Annotated in this window: 17 protein-coding genes and 1 pseudogene; 11 read left to right on the plus strand and 7 right to left on the minus strand. The window is 44.2% G+C overall.

Annotation, left to right across the window (positions count from 1 at the left end):
- Positions 1-155 precede the first annotated feature (155 nt).
- The 8 genes from ftsB (at position 156) to rpoS (ending at position 6,165) form a co-directional block, all read left to right on the plus strand.
- A complete protein-coding gene (gene ftsB, locus AB4232_RS16945) occupies positions 156-437 on the plus strand; it encodes a cell division protein FtsB (RefSeq protein WP_012604777.1) in 282 nt (93 codons plus the stop codon).
- Positions 437-1,138 carry a 2-C-methyl-D-erythritol 4-phosphate cytidylyltransferase gene (gene ispD, locus AB4232_RS16950; RefSeq protein ID WP_009847642.1) on the plus strand — a complete coding sequence of 234 codons (702 nt, stop codon included), beginning with the start codon at positions 437-439 and terminating at the stop codon, positions 1,136-1,138. Before ftsB ends, ispD begins: the two co-directional genes overlap by 1 nt.
- A 2-nt stretch (positions 1,139-1,140) precedes the next feature.
- Positions 1,141-1,620: a 2-C-methyl-D-erythritol 2,4-cyclodiphosphate synthase gene (gene ispF, locus AB4232_RS16955; RefSeq protein ID WP_029223073.1), complete on the plus strand. Its 480-nt coding sequence runs from the start codon at positions 1,141-1,143 to the stop codon at positions 1,618-1,620.
- 22 nt (positions 1,621-1,642) lie between these two features.
- Complete coding sequence (truD, locus tag AB4232_RS16960) at positions 1,643-2,689, plus strand: tRNA pseudouridine(13) synthase TruD (protein WP_122047386.1); 1,047 nt, start codon at positions 1,643-1,645, stop codon at positions 2,687-2,689.
- Between the two features lie 76 nt (positions 2,690-2,765).
- Positions 2,766-3,509, plus strand: a complete 744-nt coding sequence (gene surE / locus AB4232_RS16965) for a 5'/3'-nucleotidase SurE (RefSeq protein WP_065678044.1) — start codon at positions 2,766-2,768, stop codon at positions 3,507-3,509.
- Entirely contained in the window at positions 3,510-4,136 is a 627-nt protein-coding gene (locus AB4232_RS16970; protein WP_009847638.1) for a protein-L-isoaspartate(D-aspartate) O-methyltransferase, read from the plus strand.
- Between the two features lie 35 nt (positions 4,137-4,171).
- The gene (gene nlpD, locus AB4232_RS16975) at positions 4,172-5,086 is read left to right on the plus strand and encodes a murein hydrolase activator NlpD (protein ID WP_029225456.1); all 915 of its coding nucleotides are present in this window, start codon (positions 4,172-4,174) and stop codon (positions 5,084-5,086) included.
- 98 nt (positions 5,087-5,184) lie between these two features.
- On the plus strand, positions 5,185-6,165 hold the full coding sequence (gene rpoS, locus AB4232_RS16980; RefSeq protein ID WP_041472911.1) for an RNA polymerase sigma factor RpoS: 981 nt from the start codon (positions 5,185-5,187) through the stop codon (positions 6,163-6,165).
- A gap of 142 nt (positions 6,166-6,307) precedes the next feature.
- Here rpoS and mutS read toward each other — a convergent pair whose 3' ends face one another.
- Complete coding sequence (gene mutS, locus AB4232_RS16985; RefSeq protein ID WP_102495991.1) at positions 6,308-8,869, minus strand: DNA mismatch repair protein MutS; 2,562 nt, start codon at positions 8,867-8,869, stop codon at positions 6,308-6,310.
- Positions 8,870-8,993: 124 nt separating this feature from the next.
- Here mutS and pncC point away from each other — a divergent pair, with 124 nt between their 5' ends.
- Both pncC and recA read left to right on the plus strand, forming a co-directional pair.
- Positions 8,994-9,488: a nicotinamide-nucleotide amidase gene (pncC, locus tag AB4232_RS16990; protein ID WP_004735434.1), complete on the plus strand. Its 495-nt coding sequence runs from the start codon at positions 8,994-8,996 to the stop codon at positions 9,486-9,488.
- A gap of 139 nt (positions 9,489-9,627) precedes the next feature.
- Positions 9,628-10,668 (plus strand): recombinase RecA, encoded by a 1,041-nt coding sequence (gene recA / locus AB4232_RS16995; protein WP_086048754.1) that lies wholly within the window; start codon positions 9,628-9,630, stop codon positions 10,666-10,668.
- Positions 10,669-10,963: 295 nt separating this feature from the next.
- On the opposite strand, the gene AB4232_RS17000 is transcribed toward recA, so the two are convergent.
- From AB4232_RS17000 to AB4232_RS17025, 6 genes are all read right to left on the minus strand, one after another.
- On the minus strand, positions 10,964-11,764 hold the full coding sequence (locus tag AB4232_RS17000) for a TrmB family transcriptional regulator (RefSeq protein ID WP_009847632.1): 801 nt from the start codon (positions 11,762-11,764) through the stop codon (positions 10,964-10,966).
- A 54-nt stretch (positions 11,765-11,818) separates the two neighbouring features.
- Complete coding sequence (locus AB4232_RS17005; RefSeq protein WP_372087604.1) at positions 11,819-12,880, minus strand: ROK family protein; 1,062 nt, start codon at positions 12,878-12,880, stop codon at positions 11,819-11,821.
- Positions 12,864-14,702 (minus strand): glycoside hydrolase family 13 protein, encoded by a 1,839-nt coding sequence (locus tag AB4232_RS17010; protein WP_372087605.1) that lies wholly within the window; start codon positions 14,700-14,702, stop codon positions 12,864-12,866. The genes AB4232_RS17005 and AB4232_RS17010 overlap by 17 nt, the downstream gene beginning before the upstream one ends.
- Before the next feature lie 9 nt (positions 14,703-14,711).
- On the minus strand, positions 14,712-15,545 hold the full coding sequence (locus AB4232_RS17015; protein WP_029223077.1) for a sugar ABC transporter permease: 834 nt from the start codon (positions 15,543-15,545) through the stop codon (positions 14,712-14,714).
- A 37-nt stretch (positions 15,546-15,582) separates the two neighbouring features.
- Entirely contained in the window at positions 15,583-16,866 is a 1,284-nt protein-coding gene (locus tag AB4232_RS17020) for a carbohydrate ABC transporter permease (RefSeq protein WP_009847628.1), read from the minus strand.
- Between the two features lie 127 nt (positions 16,867-16,993).
- Positions 16,994-18,238, minus strand: a complete 1,245-nt coding sequence (locus tag AB4232_RS17025; protein WP_017100763.1) for a maltose ABC transporter substrate-binding protein — start codon at positions 18,236-18,238, stop codon at positions 16,994-16,996.
- A gap of 500 nt (positions 18,239-18,738) precedes the next feature.
- Between AB4232_RS17025 and AB4232_RS17030 the strand changes: the two are divergent.
- Positions 18,739-19,349: pseudogene (locus AB4232_RS17030) on the plus strand (porin); the annotation flags it as partial.

The following is a 19,349-nucleotide window of genomic DNA, read 5'->3' on the forward strand; positions in this document are numbered from 1 at the left end:
GAAGGAGTAGGGAATCTCATTGTTACCATATCTATCCCGACAATAATTCTCCGACTTATTGATTCCCTAACACCACATATCTCGCACCGATAAGCTCATTATGGTATATATGTGCCTTATTCTAGTTCCTTCTTTTTCAACCGGCGAAAGGTGTTATGCGAATTTTTGCTTTAGTACTGCTCATAGTGTTTGGCTGGCTACAACACACACTGTGGCTCGGTAAAAATGGTATTTCTGATTACTACGGTGTGAACAACGAAATCCAAGTTCAACAGCAAGTAAACGAAAAGCTCCATCTTCGTAACGCAGAGATGTTTGCGGAAATCGATGATCTACGCCAAGGCTTAGACGCGATAGAAGAGCGCGCACGTCATGAGCTTGGAATGGTAAAAGAAGGCGAAACGTTTTTCCGCATCATTGGTGAGGAATCCCATTAATGTCGACTCAACTTCAAAGTGTGATTGCCGTTGTACCTGCAGCGGGCGTCGGTAGCCGAATGAAAGCAGACCGCCCTAAGCAATATCTTAAGATTAACGGCAAAACGATTTTAGAGCACACCATTGAGAAATTACTGTCTCATCCACAAGTCTCTCAAATTGTCGTTGCGATCAGCGATGATGACCCCTATTACCCGGAGTTAGCACTCAACCAGAATCCAAAAGTGGTCAGAGTGTCTGGCGGAAGCGAACGAGCGGATTCGGTACTCTCTGCGCTAAACTGTATCGCTGAGCAGCAGCTTAGCGATTGGGTAATGGTTCACGATGCGGCAAGGCCTTGTGTTCAACTCAGTGATATCGACAAGCTAATTTCCGGCGCGATGAGCCATGATGTAGGGGCTATTTTAGCGGCGCCAGTTCGTGACACGATGAAGCGAGGTGCCCAAGGGCAGATCGAACATACCGTTGAGCGAGCCGATCTATGGCATGCACTTACGCCGCAAATGTTCAGAGCAAAGCCTCTGTGGAATGCATTAAGCGAGGCGTTGCAACAAGGCGTTTCGATTACCGATGAAGCCTCAGCCTTTGAATGGAAAGGTTTATCGCCCGCTTTAGTGGCAGGGCGTTCAGATAATTTTAAGATTACTCAGCCTGAAGATTTAGCACTTGCTGAGTTCTATTTAAGTCAGAATAAGGAATAATGATGATTCGTATTGGCCATGGCTTTGATGTACATAAGTTTGGTGGTGAAGGTCCGGTAATTATAGGTGGCGTTAGAGTCCCTTATGAGCAGGGTCTTATCGCACACTCCGATGGTGATGTTGCCCTTCATGCGTTGTGTGACGCTTTATTAGGTGCGATTGCTGCCGGTGATATTGGTCGTCATTTCCCCGATACTGATGATGAGTGGAAAGGCGCGGATAGCCGTGAACTTCTAAAAGATGTTTATCGTCGAGTAAAAGAACAAGGCTACGTGATTGGTAATGCCGATATTACTATCATGGCGCAAGCTCCAAAGATGGCGCCTCATATAGATTCTATGTGCCACGCTATCGCACAAGATTTAGAAACCAGCATTAGCAATGTGAATGTAAAAGCGACGACCACTGAGCGTTTAGGTTTTACAGGTCGCAAAGAGGGCATCGCATGTGAAGCGGTGGTCCTAATTACTAAAAGTGCGTAAGCACCAACACGAAAAGAACAGCATGTCAGATATTTTATCTTCATTGGCTTATCTAAACGGTAAACCAACTGCGAAAGCAAAACTAAAAGCAAAAGCCGAACACTTTGTCGTTAATGAAGACTTAGGTTTTGAGTTCACTGGTGAAGGCGAACACCTTATGGTTCGTATTCGTAAAACGGGTGAGAACACGAGCTTTGTAGCAAACGAGCTGGCTAAAGCGTGTGGTGTTAAGTCGAAAGACGTGAGTTGGGCTGGTTTGAAAGACCGTCATGCTGTGACAGAACAGTGGTTGAGCGTGCATCTACCAAAAGGTGAACCTGACTTTTCTGCTTTTCTTGCACAATACCCAAGCATTGAGATCTTGGCGACAGCACGCCACAACAAAAAGTTACGTCCAGGCGATTTAGTTGGCAACCAATTCGAGCTAACTTTGTCTGAAGTAACGGACTGCGATGATGTAGTCAAACGTTTGGAAAAAGTCGCTCTAGTGGGCGTGCCAAATTACTTTGGTGCTCAGAGGTTTGGCAATGAAGGTAACAACTTATCTGAAGCTCGTCGTTGGGGGCGTGAAAACGTTCGTACACGTAATCAAAATAAGCGCAGCTTGTACCTCTCTGCAGCTCGTTCTTGGATCTACAACTTAATTCTTTCTGACCGTATTGAGCACGATGCGTTTGCTTCGGCATTGGTCGGCGATATTGTAGTTAAAAACGATGCTCAACTTGCTGTGACAGCCGCTAATATCGAAGCTGTAAACCAAGATATCGCCAATGGTTCTGCGTTTATTACCGTTGCTTTAGCTGGAGATAATGCGTTACCGACGACGGATGCGTCTCAAGCTCTAGAGCAGAAACACCTTGATGCTGAACCGGATCTAATGGCGCTTATTTGTGGCAACCGTATGCGCCATGATCGCCGTGAAGCCTCGTTGAAGCCGATGGGTTTAGTGTGGAAAGTAAACGAAGACAATGTCACTCTTAAATTCTCTCTGGACGCAGGCTGCTTCGCAACCGCTATCGTTCGTGAGTTAGTTGAAGAAGTACACGTAGAAAGAACCTACGAGCAATAATGATTCTGCTTGGGTCTAAGTCACTTAATCTTGGAATTTAAGTGACTTGGCATTGGTACAAAAGAAAGGATACAAGATGAAGATTTTACTCAGCAACGATGATGGTGTGCATGCTCAAGGTATTCATGAGCTGGCAAATGAATTACGTGATCTTGCTGAAGTTATCATTGTGGCACCTGACCGTAATCGCTCTGGTGCTTCAAATTCATTAACTTTGGAACAGCCTTTGCGTGTTCAAGAGATTGCTAGAAATACCTATTCGGTACAAGGAACACCGACCGACTGTGTACATTTCGCATTGAACGAACTCCTAAAGAGTGACATGCCTGATCTGGTTTTAACGGGTATTAATCACGGAGCTAACCTTGGTGATGACGTGCTTTATTCAGGTACAGTCGCAGCAGCAATGGAAGGCCACTTTTTAGGTGTTCAATCGGTGGCATTTTCTCTGGTTGGAAAACAACATTTTAAGACAGCGGCAGCGGTTGCTCGCCGTATTGTCGAACAACATTTAGCAAACCCAATCCCGACCAATCGCCTGTTAAACGTGAACGTCCCTGACTTAGCATTAGACCAAATATCGGGTACTCAGGTGACACGTCTAGGTGCTCGTCACCATGCTGAAGATATGATTAAGCAGAAAGACCCACGTGGTCATGATATCTATTGGCTTGGCCCTCCGGGTAAGGAGCAAGATGCTGGTGAGGGTACTGATTTTTACGCCATTGAACATGGTTTTGTGTCGGTAACACCACTACAAGTTGATCTGACGGCACATGAGTCGTTGGGTGCGATGACTACATGGTTAGGGGATAAATAAGTGAGTAATCCACAAGCTGAGCGCTTAGTTACTTTTCTGATAGAAAATGGTATTCAGGATCAAAAGGTTCTTGATGCTATTTACTTACTACCGAGAGAGAGCTTTTTATCACAGGCTATGCATCATCAGGCCTATGATAATAATGCGCTGCCTATCGGGCAGGGGCAGACAATTTCTCAGCCTTACATTGTTGCTAAAATGACCGAGCTGCTTGAGTTACAACAAGACAGCCGCGTTTTGGAGATCGGAACGGGTTCTGGTTATCAAACGGCTGTTTTGGCTCAGTTGGTTGATCACGTGTATTCGGTTGAAAGAATAAAGTCGCTACAATGGGATGCTAAGCGTAGGTTGAAGCAACTCGATTTCTACAACATCTCAACCAAGCACGGTGATGGTTGGCAAGGTTGGTCTTCTAAGGCGCCTTTTGATGCGATTATTGTCACCGCTGCTGCAGAGTCGATCCCTCAAGCGCTTTTGCAGCAGTTGAAAGATGGAGGCCGCTTATTAATTCCGGTCGGAGATGACGAACAGCAACTGTTGAAGATTGTTCGCCACGGTGATGAGTTCTTATCGAGTGTTATCGAGATGGTGCGATTTGTACCTCTTGTACCTGGTGAGTTAGCTTAATAAAATTATTAATGGTGTAGGTGGATAGAAAGTCGATGCGTTCGAAGGTTTTTAAAGGAAGTTCTCTACTGCTTAGCTGTGCACTTGTTGGGTGTGCTGCGAATTCGCCTGCGCCAGTTTCAAGCTTAAACAAGAATTACTCATCGATTGATCGTGGTAGTTATCGTGGTAGTTACTATGAAGTGAAAAAAGGCGATACCCTTTATTTTATTGCTTACGTAACAAATAAAGATGTTAAAGAGCTGATTCGCTATAACAATCTGTCTGCACCTTATACCATCCATCCCGGACAGAGCCTTAAGTTATGGCGTCCTAGCTACAACGCTCCAGCGTATGGTAAATCGACGGTAGCGGTTGCAGCCGTCGCTGCGCCTGTTGCCGCATCCACAACTTTGTTGGCCTCAAGCAAACCTAAAACAACACCTCAAAAGAGTAAAAACTCTAAACCTGCGCCCGCTCAAACAACCACCAAAGTGGCGAAAAAAGATCCACAAAAGAAGGTTGTACAATCCAAATCAAAGGAGTATGTTGGTTCTAAAGGTAAACAGAATGTTACACCGCCAACAAAACCAACGAGTAACAAAGTATCCAAATGGTTATGGCCAACGAAAGGGAGAGTAATTAAGAATTTCTCTGTAGGCGAACAAGGAAATAAAGGCATAGACATAGCAGGACAGCGAGGTCAGCCAATAGTATCTACTGCAGGGGGAACGGTTGTTTATTCGGGTAATGCATTACGAGGCTACGGCAATCTAGTGATTGTGAAGCACAATGATAATTACTTAAGTGCATACGCGCATAACGACCGACTATTAGTATCTGAAGGGCAAAGTGTGAAACCAGGGCAGAAGATTGCAACAATGGGAAGCTCTGGAGCCAGCAGTGTCAGGCTGCACTTTGAGATTCGTTACCAAGGTAAATCAGTTAATCCAAAACGGTATTTACCTTAAATACAATATGTAAAAATTACGTATTGTATGGAGTGACATAGTCATTTAGCGACATATGAAGTTGTAATGTCATGCTAATTTCGCCAGGGGGAGGCGTTATGAGTATAAGCAATGCAGTAACCAAAGAAGAGTTCGATCTTAGCCAAGCAACCACGGAACAGGAAGCTCTTGGAAAAGCAAAACGAACAGTCACTAAGAAAACCGAAGCGAAAGAAGAGACTGAAGTTACGTCTAAAAGCTTAGATGCGACTCAACTCTACTTAGGCGAAATCGGTTTCTCACCACTATTAACCGCTGAAGAAGAAGTGCTTTATGCACGTCGAGCTCTACGCGGTGATGAAGCAGCACGCAAACGCATGATCGAAAGTAACCTGCGTTTGGTCGTAAAAATTTCTCGTCGTTATAGCAACCGTGGTCTTGCACTTCTCGATCTTATTGAAGAAGGCAACCTAGGTTTGATTCGCGCCGTAGAGAAGTTTGACCCAGAGCGTGGCTTCCGTTTCTCAACTTACGCAACATGGTGGATTCGTCAAACCATTGAACGTGCGCTAATGAATCAGACTCGCACTATCCGTTTGCCAATCCATGTTGTGAAAGAGCTGAACATCTACCTACGTACCGCAAGAGAACTTTCACAAAAACTTGACCATGAACCAACGGCAGAAGAAATTGCTTCTAAGCTAGACAAACCTGTTGGTGATGTGAGCAAGATGCTTCGTCTAAACGAAAGAGTGAGCTCTGTTGATACGCCTATTGGTGGTGATGGTGAGAAAGCGCTACTGGATATAATTCCGGACATCAACAACTCAGACCCTGAGGTTTCAACTCAAGATAGCGATATTAAGAACTCGTTGATCTTCTGGCTTGATGAGCTGAATCCGAAGCAGAAAGAAGTGCTTGCACGTCGATTTGGACTATTAGGTTATGAACCGTCAACATTAGAAGAAGTAGGCCGTGAAATCAGCCTGACTCGTGAACGTGTTCGTCAAATCCAAGTTGAAGGTCTTCGCCGTCTACGTGAGATTCTTATCAAGCAAGGTCTGAATATGGAAAACCTGTTCAACGTAGAAAACGACTAATTGAACAGATGATGCTGCTTCTCTAAATAGAAGGCAAATAAAAACGCTGACTTAAAGTCAGCGTTTTTTTGTTTGTGGCTTTGGTATTTCATGCCGTCTAATCAAAATCACGGACGGCAATAACAAGCTACTTGATAAGAAACTAAAGCAGCTTCTTCAAGCGGTAGAGTTCTTCTAATGCTTGGCGAGGTGTCAGATCATCAGGATCAACATTCGCAAGTGCTTGTTCTACTTCACTTGGTTCAGGTATCAGGCTAAGTTGGTTCGCGATATCAACGCCACTTGGCTTTGATGTCGGAGAGTCGATACTCAATGCCTCTAACTGAGTCAGCTTCGCGCGTGCATTTTTGATTACCGCTTTAGGTACACCAGCCAATCCAGCAACCGCAAGGCCGTAAGATTTACTTGCTGCACCTTCTTGAACTGCGTGCATAAACGCAATGCTGTCACCGTGTTCTACCGCGTCTAGGTGCACGTTAGCCAGTGTCGGAAGTTGGTTAGGCAGCTCAGTTAGCTCAAAGTAGTGCGTTGCAAACAGTGTCATCGCATTGATTTGATTGGCTAACCATTCCGCACTTGCCCAAGCCAATGACAAACCATCGTAAGTACTGGTACCACGACCGATTTCATCCATTAACACTAGGCTATTTGGTGTTGCGTTGTGCAGAATATTCGCGGTCTCTGTCATCTCAACCATGAAGGTTGAACGACCCGAAGCTAAATCATCGGATGCACCAATACGCGTAAAGATACGGTCGATAGAACCAATCGTCGCGCTTTCTGCTGGAACATAACAACCAATATGAGCCATCAGCGCAATGAGTGCGGTCTGACGCATGTAGGTCGACTTACCACCCATGTTTGGACCTGTGATGATCAGCATCTTACGTTGATCGTTGAGGTCGATAGGGTTAGCAATAAAGGGTTCGTCCATCACTTGTTCAACTACGGGGTGACGACCAGCCTGAATTTGTACACCAGCAGACTCTGTCATGGTTGGACGACAGTAATCAAGGGTGTCTGCACGTTCAGCTAAGTTTTGTAGAACATCAAGCTGAGACACTGAAGATGCAATGTTTTGTAGTCGCTCTAGATAAGGCAGTAACAAATCAAACAACTCTTCCCACAACTTCTTCTCGATAGCTAGGGCTTTCGATTTAGAGCTGAGAACTTTGTCTTCGTGCTCTTTCAGCTCAGGAATAATGTAACGTTCTGCATTTTTCAGCGTTTGGCGGCGAACATAGTGTGGTGGCACAAGATGGCTTTGTCCGCGGCTTACCTGAATGAAGAAACCGTGGACGTTGTTGTAGCCAACTTTTAGCGTGTCGATACCGTGACGTTCACGCTCTTCTTGCTCAAGCTTATCCAGAAACTCAGTTGCACCTGCAGCAAGGTCGCGCCATTCATCTAGCTCGGCGTTGTAGCCTTCTGCTATCACACCACCATCGCGGATAACCACGGGTGGGTTCTCTTTGATCGCACGCTCAAGCAGTTCAGATACTTCATCCACAGGCGAAGCATACTGAGCAAGCTGAGTTAGATATGGGTGTTTAAGTTGCGTTAGCGTTTCAGCAAGCTCTGGTAGGTATTCCATCGCTTGGCGAAGTCGTGCCATATCACGAGGACGTGCAGAACGAAGGGCAAGACGAGCAAGAATACGTTCTATATCACCGATCTGTTTCAGCGTTGGTTGTAACTCAGTAAACAGAGCCAGATCTTTCATCTCACCAATCGCATCTAGGCGTTGATCAAGAGCTGAAATATTACGCATGGGTTGATGTAACCAACGCTTAAGCATACGGCTGCCCATAGCAGTTGCAGTATGATCGAGTACTTCGGCTAGGGTGTTATCGGTGCCACCACTAAGGTTTTGGGTGATCTCCAGATTACGGCGAGTAGCCGCATCAAGGATCACGGAATGATCTTGCTTATCCATTGTCAGTGAACGGATATGCGGAAGGGCAGTACGTTGCGTATCTTTAACGTATTGGATCAGACAACCCGCAGCGCATAAACCTAGTTTTGCGCTTTCAACACCAAAGCCAACCAGGTCACGAGTACCAAATTGCTGATTCAGTTGCTGCTTCGCTGTATCTAATTCAAATTCCCATACCGGGCGGCGGCGATTGCCATTACGACTTGCCATCAAATTTACAGGTTCGAAATCTTCAGGGAACAGCAGTTCACGTGGTGATGTTCTTTGTAGCTCTGCCGCCATTGCTTCTTCGGTTTCCGGCTCACATAGTTGGAATCGACCAGAAGTAATATCAAGCGTCGCGTAGCCAAATTTACCATTGTGGTGGTAAATGGAGGCTATAAGGTTATCAACACGCTCAGAAAGCAGTGCTTCATCCGTTACAGTTCCCGGTGTCACAATTCTTACGACAGCGCGATCAACCGGTCCCTTTGAAGTTGCTGGATTACCAATCTGCTCACAAATCGCTACGGACTCGCCCAACTGCACTAACTTCGCAAGATAACCTTCCACGGCATGGTATGGAACGCCCGCCATAGGGATAGGCTCACCGTTTGAAGAGCCACGTTTAGTTAGTGAAATATCGAGGAGTTGAGAGGCTTTCTTAGCGTCATCGTAGAAAAGCTCGTAGAAATCTCCCATGCGGTAGAACAGCAAAATTTCTGGATTTTCTGCTTTTAGTTTTAGGTACTGCTGCATCATAGGAGTATGTTTTTGATCGGCTTTCACAGTTAACTTCTTTCGTTTATTTCTATTGCGGCTTAGGATACGTGAAAGCGTTTCGTGCGAAAAGCGACACATGCGAAAAGATGCAAATCCAAATGATATACATCTAGATTAAGGGAAGCCAAAGATGCAGACGACTCAAGCTCTTAGTGAAAAACTCGGACACTTACTTGCGAAGCATAAACATGTATTAGTGACGGCTGAATCTTGCACTGGCGGTGGTGTTGCTAGCGCGGTAACGGATATCGCAGGGAGCTCCGCATGGTTTGACCGTGCTTTTGTGACCTACAGTAATGAAGCGAAACAAGAGATGATTGGTGTTCAGCTTGAAACTTTAGTTGAGTTTGGTGCCGTGAGTGAGCCGGTGGTTATAGAAATGGCTCACGGCGCACTGCAACATTCAAACGGCACGATTTCTGTATCGATCAGCGGCATTGCTGGCCCTGGCGGTGGCACGGAAGACAAACCGGTAGGGACTGTGTGTTTTGCTTGGAAGGCTGCAAATGGCTGGAACAAAGTAAGAACGCATGTATTTACAGGTGATAGATCACAAGTACGCCAACAAGCCACGCACCATGCCCTGCAAGTTATTTATGATTACCTATCAATGGAAGACAAGTAACATTTGTACAAATTATTTTCATACAGGTATAGACACTGTATGAATCAACAGTATAATAAAAGCCAATTAGTCACCCCTTTGTGGGTTAGAAATAGATTCTAAGTCGCTTGTTGAAACAACCGATTATGTGGAGATAGAAATGGACGAGAATAAACAAAAAGCGTTAGCTGCAGCCCTTGGTCAGATTGAAAAGCAATTTGGTAAAGGTTCTATCATGCGTCTTGGTGATAACCGCACAATGGACGTAGAAACTATTTCTACAGGTTCTCTATCTCTAGATATCGCACTAGGTGCTGGTGGCTTACCGATGGGACGTATCGTTGAAGTTTACGGTCCAGAATCATCAGGTAAAACAACGCTAACGCTTGAGCTTATTGCTGCAGCGCAGAGAGTGGGTAAAACGTGTGCATTCGTGGATGCGGAACACGCACTTGACCCTATCTACGCTCAAAAGTTGGGTGTTGATATCGATGCTTTGCTTGTATCTCAACCTGATACCGGTGAACAAGCTCTAGAAATCTGTGATGCACTGGCTCGTTCAGGTGCTATCGATGTTCTTGTTATTGACTCGGTTGCTGCACTAACACCTAAAGCTGAGATCGAAGGCGAAATGGGTGATAGCCACATGGGTCTTCAAGCGCGTATGCTTTCTCAAGCAATGCGTAAGCTGACAGGTAACCTTAAACAGTCTAACTGTATGGCTATCTTCATTAACCAAATTCGTATGAAAATTGGTGTAATGTTCGGTAACCCAGAAACAACAACCGGTGGTAATGCACTTAAGTTCTACGCATCTGTTCGTCTTGATATTCGCCGTACTGGTGCAATCAAAGATGGTGATGAAGTTGTTGGTAACGAGACTCGCATCAAGGTTGTTAAGAACAAGATTGCTGCACCATTCAAACAAGCTGAAACTCAAATCCTTTACGGCAAAGGCTTCAACCGTGAAGGTGAGCTTATCGACTTAGGTGTTAAGAATAAGCTAGTAGAAAAAGCAGGCGCTTGGTACAGCTACAAAGGCGACAAGATCGGCCAAGGTAAAGCTAACGCTGGTAAATACCTGCGTGAAAACCCAGAAGTTGCTCTAGAAATTGATACTAAACTTCGTGAGTTACTGCTAACTCCTGCTGTGCTTGAAGAGAAAGGTGCAGAGAAGGAAGAAGAAAACGAAGAGCTATAAGCTAACGTTTTGTTAAGTCATCTTCATAAGAAAGCATGACTTTGAAAAATTTTAAAGCCTCGAATTTTCGAGGCTTTATTGTTTCAGTCGTAAAAATGTAAGGTATTTGATTGTTTAGAGGAAAGTGACGGTGGTTGCTCTAGATTACTTACAGTCATGCACTCATAGGCCTATTCTTTATCAAATAATAAAAGAAACCCTTTGGGTTAAATAGATTACCCTCAAAAGTACTTTCCCCGAAAGGCCTATTACTAGACCTTTGTTCGTATCTTATTATTGAATTCGATCTGCTGAACTAGTGCTTCTTAAGCTCGTCGAGTACCATAGCATTGTGCTGTTCGTGAATCGTATTTACTCTGACGTGTTGGTGCTGATTAGGAGCCAGGCGCTCGTATTCTGTTAGGTAAATATCGCTGTGAATATGCTCTGCTATCATTTTTACAATTAAGCGATTATTTGCATACAAACCTAAGGTTTCTTCACGGTGTGAGAACATGAGGGCGAGCTTCATATCGGCTACGCACATAAAGCGGTGTGAAGGGTATTCGGTTTCTTCATTTTCAGAACGCGAATGTAGTTCTATCTTTTCATGTGGGCTCGCCATTTTGTTGAATGAAAAGCCAATCACTCGTACTCCACGTTCCACGGCGTCGCATAATTCTTTGCCAAACAACTCAAGGTTAAAATCGGTATTCAGGTAAATTTCTAGATTTGCCTGATTAATGATTTCCTTGGCCTTTTGAAGTAAGTTGTCGAACCCCGATACGTTGTAAACGAACTCTTTTTCCTCTTTCAGCATCATCTTAGATAATTCTGATTTAAGGAAATTAATATTGGTGACGGTCTTTTTTTCTATCTGGCTGAAAATCAAGTCTGGTGATTTAGCTTCGTACTCTTTAGTGTCGCCATCAGACATGAAAATGTAGCCATTGGCGTAAAGGTTATCGATAGACGAGTAAACAGAAGAGCGGGAGATAGAGATCTCTTTCGCGATTTTATATCCGCTGGATTGGCCATTTTTGAGTAAATTAATATAAACAAGCGCATCGGTTTTGGTAAACCCAAAATCCATTAATTTGGTGACTAGCTCTGACACGGGTTGTCCTCTGAAACTATTCAATATCTTCTCCTTCTAAGGTTACCATTCTTGTCACGACGAGCGTAAATGATTGTTGTGATTTTTTTCAGCGATGAGAAACGCTCCGCGAGCAAAGGTAAATTCATCTTGTTTTGGGTGAATAATCACTGGAATTTCATTAACGTGAATGTAGCGAGACAATGCGACTTTTAAATCTGCCGTTAATGTAGGATAGGTCGTTGCTTCGCCTGATAATACGAGTCGTCTAGGCTGTAATTGCTGAATGGGATTAACTAAACTACGCGCCAATTGGTCGATATAAGTACGATAGATGCGCGATGCATGCGGTTCACTTTGGTCTACGCCTGAAAAAATTTGCGTTAAAGTTTGGTCTTTTAGTACGACTTGATGATATTGCCGCTCAATACTTGGTGCGGATAAAAACTGTTCAATGCACGCCTCGTTTCCACAGCGACATATAGGAGTTAAGCCATCAACGAGCCATTGAAAATTTGGTAACGTTGAATGTGCCCAATGTGAGCTTAATGGGTGGTGCACTTGCTCGTTATTTTGATAAAAACTTATGCCACAACCATCGCCCAAAAATACGCTGAGTATGGCCTCTTTGTGTAAATCACTAGCCCTCTTATTGAGACTTGAACCTGCCGAGAGTGGTTGTTCAATTAAGTCAGCGATCGTCATTGCGTTACTAATAGCGTCGCACGCAATGGCCGCACTGTGTGAATGCATCACAAGCGAGCAGTCGACCTTGAAATGCTGATTCAGGTTTAGTGTTAATTGGGTGATTTCTGGCGAGTGAGTAGGACTTGATTTTGCAAGTTTATGTGCGGATTGGCGATGAGATAAAAAAAACTCAGATACACTTATGCCTATCGCGGCGATACGTCCATAGCGGTAGCTGACGCTTGATATTCGGCTTATCAAATGCTGAGTCAAGTGGGCAAGGTCGCCAGGAGTGCGCTGCACCATTCTATACACCTCTTGTCCGTTAGAAGTGCTGGCGACCGAGTAAATAGAGTGGGAATCAATCGCGATTCCCATCACTATATTTGGTTCTGCTTTAATGAGCATGATTTGATTAACGAAACACTTGGATTTAGTTCGCTTGCTCAATCACGTAGCCATAAGCGCTAATGGTCAGTGATTTTCCATCGAGCATGATCTGTTTATCTTTATCGCTGTTGTTTAGAACAAACATTAAATTGCCACGGCGGTAAGCGATACACTCTTTGTCTGCCGTCCCTTTTTCATCCTCCACGTTTAACCAGTCAATGCTAGGCTGATTAAAATCGGGATTAGCTTTACGCAAAGCGATCATTTCTTGAATGAAGTTTTTGAATTCTAAGTCTTGCTCTGATTCTTCCCATATCATGCATTTTCGGTTGTCTTCGCTGCCCATGCCGCGGCCGCCATCCATACCAATCTCGCCACCATAATAAATGCATGGAGCACCGACTTGAGTGAACATAAATAAATAGGCTAATTTAGCTTTACGTTTGTCGCCCTGACATAAAGAGATAATGCGAGTGGTGTCATGGCTATCTAATAAGTTAAACATCGCTTCGTTTACGTTACGTGGGTATGCCATGTACGACGCGTTCACTGCATTTACAAAGCTCTCTTGATCAACGTCGCCAAGACCAAAGTAGTCGGTAATGGCTTGTGTCAGAGGGTAATTCATCAACGAATCGTATTGGTCGCCGCGTAGCCAAGGCATACCTTCGTGCCAAATCTCACCAAGAATGTAGCAGTCTGGGTTGGCATCTTTTACGACTTTACGGAAGTCACGCCAAAACGCGTGGTCCACTTCGTTGGCTACGTCTAAACGCCATCCATCAATGTTGAACTCTTCTACCCAGTGGCGCGCTACGTCTAATAAGTATGCGCGACACTCTTCATTTTCAGTATTCAGCTTTGGCATTTCGACGACGTTGGCGAAAGTTTCGTAGTTTAAGTTCCAGAAATCCCATTCTTCTTTTGGCGTATCTGGGTATACAGGGAACTGATTGATCCAAAACCAGTCGGCGTATTTGGACTTTGCCCCGTTATTCACAACGTCTAGCCATAGTGGAGATTGAGACCCAATGTGGTTGAACACCGCGTCGAGCATAATTTTCATGCCACGTTTATGGGCTTCATCGACGAGTGCTTTAAAAGCTTCATTGCCGCCAAAGTGCGGGTCTACATTGTAGTAGTCGACAGTGTCGTATTTATGATTGGCGTTGGCTGTGAAAATAGGGCACAAATACAAACCATTCACGCCAAGATCTTGCAGGTAATCGAGCTTATCGATCACGCCCCATAAATCGCCACCCATAAAGTTGTCGGATACAGGTCTGGTTCCCCAAGGTTGCACGTTGGCAGGTGATGTTTCAGGGCGACCATTAGCAAAGCGCTCTGGGAATATTTGGTACCAAATGGTGTCTTTTATCCACGTCGGTGTCTTTAAAACGTCACGAGGGTTTATGTAAGGAAAACAGAAGAAATTACTTAAGTTGCTCAGCTCGATTTCTGCGTTTTCAGTCGTTGAAATGTCGGCGCAGCGTTTTTCTCCAAATAGAATCTTTTCGCCGCCTTTTCCGTACAAAATAAAGCCATAGCGGCTACGACGTTTCGGTGGAGTAAATTCTGCAAACCAGTGGTCGTGGTACTCGGTTTCCCCTTCATGAATCATGGTCACTTCATTGCCACCCACCCAACCGTGTGCATCACTGCCACCTAAGTTGCCACCATCGAGGCCGCCTTCTGCCCAGTGGTACGGGTCGCCGATCCAAAGTGAAACCTTGTCTAGTTCGCCTTTTGCACTGCGTAGGCGAAGATGAAGCGTTTCATTGTTGTAAGCGTAGCTGTCTGCACTTTTTGCTGAGTGAGTCAGCGAGCTTTTTGTAATCGGTTTGTTGATAACTGAATTTGTAATAGCCATAGCGGAAATCATCCCTAATTATTATTCTTTAACTGCGCCGCTGACGAGGCCGGTAGTAATGTGTTTTTGAGTCGCAACAAATAGCAAAGTGATGGGCACTGCAACCAATAATGAACCCGCGGCAAACAGCGTGAAATTCTCCGCTGAGTTAGATGAAATCCAACTGAAAATACCGATGGCTAGCGTCATTTTTTCTTCGCTGCGTAAGATCAGCGTAGGTAAAATGAAGTCCATCCAAGGTGCGGTGAAAGACACTAAACCAACAAACACTAAGATAGGTTTCGCGAGAGGGAGAATGATCTCGAGGAAAATCGTCATGTGGCCTGCGCCATCAATTTTTGCTGCTTCATCTAATGAAGTGGGAATGGCATCGAAATAACCTTTCACCAACCAAATCATGAATGGTAATGAGCCCGTTACATACACAAATAACAAGCCAGCATAGGTATCAATCAATCCCATTTTCGATAGCAAGATGTAGATAGCCGTCATCGAAAGAAAGGCCGGGAACATCTGCAATACAAGAATGCTCATCATAATGTTGCGCTTACCATTGAAGCGGTAGCGAGAGAACACAAACGCTGAAATAGTCACGACAACCAGTGAGATAACCATATTCGCTGTCGCGAGAAGAAAGGTGTTTTTATACCAGTCTAAATAGGGTGTGTCCGTGAACAACGCGCGGTAGTGGTCGAGCGTAAAGTCAATGCTTGTGAAAGAAGAACTGAATAAGTTATTCCCCGTTTTGAATGAAGCTAGCACTGTCCAAATCACTGGGCCAAGTACTAATAATGCGTTGGCAATGAGAAATAAGTACACGACTAGGGTGCCTATTTTGCCAATGTATTTGTCCATGTTAATTAACTTACCCGTACTATTTAAATTAGCCATGTTACATACCTACATCGTCTTTGAATGACTTCATGCGGCTGAATTGCCATATCGCAATACCAGACAAGAACAAGAAGATAATGATTGAGATAACCGAAGCGATTTGATACTGCTGGAAGTCGAGCGTGAGCTTGTAAATCCAAGTGATCAGAATGTCGGTGTGCCCTGCGAATCGATATTCAGGGTTGATAGGACCCCCTTCGGTTAACAGGTAAATCGCCCCAAAGTTATTGAAGTTATGGGCAAAGGTCATGACCAACGATGGGGCCACTTGGTGCAACACCATAGGCAGGGTGATTTCTTTAAATTGCTGGAACTTGCTTGCACCATCAACTTCACTGGCTTCATAAAGTTCGCTTGAAATGTTAGTCAGTGCCCCTGCAATAAGCAGCATAAAGTAAGGTGCGCCAACCCAAACACTCACCGCGATAACGGTAATTTTTGCGGTGAAAGGGTCTGATAAGAAGGCAATAGAATCAAAGCCCCACGAGTTTAACGTTGCGTTGACTGGTCCAATACCATTCAGTAGCAAGCGGAACATCAATAAGGTCACGAAAGCAGGAATGGCATAAGGGAGAATAAAGATAAAGCGCCATGCTTTTTTGGCTTTAATGTTTCGATTTTGTAGCGCAAGCGCCAGTAAAAAACCAAACCCACAAGTACATATGGTGGCAAAAAATGCCCACAGAACCGTCCAAGAAGCGACACCGAAGAAAGTGCTCGACCATATTTTTAGTTCAAATAGTGAAACAAAGTTTTTAAACCCCACCCAATCTACAAGGTTTCTTGGTGGGATATGATGAGGTGCCGAATAGTTAGTGAAAGAGACGAGTACCGTAATTATGATTGGTAAAATAATGAATGCGATACTGGCAATAAAAGCTGGCGATAGCATGATGAACGCGAACTTTTGGTCGTAAATGTCTTTAAATTGTTCTCGAAGGTTCAGTCGTGACTTAAGGCTGACTTTTGCATCTTGGACATTAGCGATGTACAGACAGATGAATAAGAAGCTGTAGAGTAGGGCTATGACCCCTTCGACCAACATAAAGACCGAGTTATCGCCCTGTAATATTTTAAAGCCTTCACGAACTTGAGCGACATCTCCTAAAGTGACTAAGCCTTTTAGCGAGGCCAACAGCTCCGGGAGAATCAACAATGTGATTAGCTGCATGGCTAAAAATACACCGCCTTTTATCCAATGACCTTTTACGATCTGTGTACTCCCCATAATAAGGAGTGAAGCGGGCATTCGCGATGCCGGCTGATTCTCTGTTAACAACATTGTTTATCTCTATTGTTTAGGTTGTCGTTATGTATTCGTTTTCTGGTCACGCCCTGAACTAGCGCTGTGGCTTTATGACACAGCGCATGAGCTAAGTCGCTTGTGAGTCGCGACGGGAGTTCAGAGGTTACTCTTGTAATTCTATTTGTTCTTCGATGATCGAAAGCGCACGGTCTAGAACAGAACTCGCAGGTTTATCGTTTACCCAGTAGTCTGTAATAGCACTGGCCATTGGTGACCAAATGAAGCCCATTTCAGGAATAGATGGCATTGCGTCTGAGTAGAAACCTTGCGTAATAATGGCGTAAGTTGCTTCATCGGCATCAACAATGATCTCTTCCATAACTGACTGGATAGGAGGGAGTGCTCTTGACATCTCATAGCGTTTTTTCAGCATCGCGTCGGAAGTAAGGTAGTCAGCAAATAATTGTGCGGCTTTCGGATACTCAGTGTAAGAAGACACAACCGCAAGACGAACAGTTGCAAAAGTGCGTGGTTGTTGGCCTGCTAATTTTGGCATAGGTACAACACCAAGATTTATACCTGATTCTTGATACCCTTCGATTGCCCAAGGGCCGTCGATAATAGCGGCGACTTTTCCTTCATTAAATAAGCCACGACGTACTTGCGGGTTGCGCATATCAACTGGATTTGAATTGTTGGCCACTTGCAGGGTTTTCATTGCTTCTAAGCCTTGTTGGGCTTTTTCAGAGTTGATGCCGATGTCTTTTGCATCGGTACCGTTATTACCAAATTCGTATGCGCCGTAAAGCGTGACAAACATACGAGACTCGTAATAGTTCTGTATGTCCCAAAGCAGTGCGTATTTATGCTCTTGCTTATTGTTGAAAGTTTTTGAAAATTCAATAATTTCTTCAAAAGTTTCAGGTGCTTTAGTCAGTAAATCTTTATTGTAGAACAGAGCGGTAGTGGCGAAGCTAACTGGGAAACCATAGCTCACTCCTTCAGCTTGAGACGCATTAATCGCATTTGGCATAAAAGTATTCGAGATACGTTCGGCAGATACCAGATTCTCCATCGCCCCACCTGCCACGACTAATCGCCCCAATAAGTCATGTTCAATCTCGACTACATCTGCCACGCGAGCAGAGCCGCCATCCTGAATCAAACGAGAAGCGGCATCGATAGGCGCTAACCCACGGAATGAAAAATCAATATCGTATCCTAACTCCTTATTAAAGGACTGAGCGGCGTACTCCATGTAGTCGAGTGTTGTTTTGTCGGTCCAGATTAACAACTCAGCCCCATTTTCTGGCTGAATTGTGTCTGCGTTTGCATCGGCTGCAGCCGCTAATGTACTGGTCGTTAACGTTGCCGCCATTAAGGCTGCCGCGAATAGATTCTTTTTCATTCCTGAATTTTTCATACTGACACCGCGCTATTTAAATTCTTAGTAGTCGTTCGTTAAGTACTACTATGGTATGTTTCGTCGACAATATGTCAACATTACCTGGTTAAAATGTCAGCGTATTTGTGATGGTTGTCACTTTCTGTTTGTGCTTTTTACATCTGGTAGCTATAGGGTTTTATGTCTTGTTTATTGGGGCTTTTGAACGGTGCTTTGTTCGTTTTGATACTTAGATTAATGAAAAGCCTACCGTTTGTGATGGTGATCAATAATCTCCGCAGTCAAGGGTGATTGATCTCTCATTTCTAAATTCAATGGGAAGCAAAACATTTATAATTCTAGAACAATAAATAGGCGTTCATTACGGACGACTATGTTTTTCTGGTTAAATGTTGCGAAATCAGCAAGCCTATCAAGAGACACAGTGGATAGATAAAGAGAAACAGTGAACAAAAATAACCCTACAAATAACAACAAATGATTCAGTGAAGAATCAATAAGGAATGACCGTGAAAAAAACATTATTGTCTGTAGTGATCACCAACACTTTACTTATTAGTGCTGGCGCTTCGGCTGCTGATGACCGAACTATGTCTCCAAGTGATATCTTTTTTTATGACGCTTTAAAATTTGGTGGGCATGTTGGAACATCGATTGAAGTCGAAGAGAAAAACATCACTGATTTTGCATCATGGGGTGGCGGCAAGTCTAAAGAGCGTACAACGACTCATGAAGTGTTTAACGTCTTCTATAACAACGCTGCGTGGAATGCGACAGCACTTTACGCGTTCAAACTTGAAAATCGTAAGAAAAAGAAAGGCGCATACGCAGAAACAGAAAATGGATATAAGCACTTATTATCATTAAATAAAAGTTTTCAGCTAGGAAATGGTTGGGGAACGGGCTTGATCTATGAGTTGGAATATACAAAGGGTGATATTGTTACTTCTGCGAAAGTAGACGGCTTGAAAACCACGAAAGCTGAGCACAGTATTCGTCCATACCTTACGTACTGGAATAATGAATATTCAGCGGGCTTCTATTCAAACCTAGAGTACCTATACAACGATTCAGATAAGAGTGCTTGGGGTTCTCGTGAAGAGGAAGGTTACAG

Source organism: Vibrio sp. 10N.286.46.A8 (assembly GCF_041470165.1).
In the GTDB taxonomy this organism is placed as follows: domain Bacteria; phylum Pseudomonadota; class Gammaproteobacteria; order Enterobacterales; family Vibrionaceae; genus Vibrio; species Vibrio tasmaniensis_A.

Bases quoted from the DNA above. Each gene is read 5' to 3' on its own strand.
- ftsB (WP_012604777.1), top strand. From the start codon at position 156: ATGCGAATTTTTGCTTTAGTACTGCTCATAGTGTTTGGCTGGCTACAA.
- ispD (WP_009847642.1), top strand. From the start codon at position 437: ATGTCGACTCAACTTCAAAGTGTGATTGCCGTTGTACCTGCAGCGGGC.
- ispF (WP_029223073.1), top strand. From the start codon at position 1,141: ATGATTCGTATTGGCCATGGCTTTGATGTACATAAGTTTGGTGGTGAA.
- truD (WP_122047386.1), top strand. From the start codon at position 1,643: ATGTCAGATATTTTATCTTCATTGGCTTATCTAAACGGTAAACCAACT.
- surE (WP_065678044.1), top strand. From the start codon at position 2,766: ATGAAGATTTTACTCAGCAACGATGATGGTGTGCATGCTCAAGGTATT.
- nlpD (WP_029225456.1), top strand. From the start codon at position 4,172: ATGCGTTCGAAGGTTTTTAAAGGAAGTTCTCTACTGCTTAGCTGTGCA.
- rpoS (WP_041472911.1), top strand. From the start codon at position 5,185: ATGAGTATAAGCAATGCAGTAACCAAAGAAGAGTTCGATCTTAGCCAA.
- pncC (WP_004735434.1), top strand. From the start codon at position 8,994: ATGCAGACGACTCAAGCTCTTAGTGAAAAACTCGGACACTTACTTGCG.
- recA (WP_086048754.1), top strand. From the start codon at position 9,628: ATGGACGAGAATAAACAAAAAGCGTTAGCTGCAGCCCTTGGTCAGATT.
- AB4232_RS17010 (WP_372087605.1), bottom strand. From the start codon at position 14,702: ATGATTTCCGCTATGGCTATTACAAATTCAGTTATCAACAAACCGATT.
- AB4232_RS17015 (WP_029223077.1), bottom strand. From the start codon at position 15,545: ATGGACAAATACATTGGCAAAATAGGCACCCTAGTCGTGTACTTATTT.
- AB4232_RS17020 (WP_009847628.1), bottom strand. From the start codon at position 16,866: ATGTTGTTAACAGAGAATCAGCCGGCATCGCGAATGCCCGCTTCACTC.
- AB4232_RS17025 (WP_017100763.1), bottom strand. From the start codon at position 18,238: ATGAAAAAGAATCTATTCGCGGCAGCCTTAATGGCGGCAACGTTAACG.